Annotated in this window: 1 protein-coding gene; it reads right to left on the reverse strand. The window is 43.4% G+C overall.

What is annotated here, in order from left to right:
* A partial coding sequence (locus ACYVTD_RS18570) for a hypothetical protein (RefSeq protein ID WP_461249067.1) occupies nucleotides 1-332 on the reverse strand: 332 nt, incomplete at both ends.

The raw sequence follows: 332 nt of genomic DNA on the forward strand, positions 1-332 counted from the left end.
ATATCAACAGCATAATCTTCGTCAACAACTAATAAATCATCGTTTGTTAATTCAGGATTTTTAACTACGCCGTCATATTCAGGAACGGTGCCGATATGCCAAACAACATCGCTAATCTCTTTTTGCTCGATTGTGAAGTTTGCTTCGCCTGAGCCAGCGTAGTTGTTTTTAAGAGCGATTGTTACGGTCGCAACGCCTGCATCGGTGTTATCTTCCCATCCTGTGATTTCGTAATCAGCATCTAAAGCTAATGTCCTGTCGCCGTCTTTAACAACAACGGCATCAACAGGTGTTTGCGCAACAGGCGTGCCATTCTCGCGAGTATAGACATA

It is taken from the genome of Treponema sp. R6D11 (assembly GCF_054786075.1).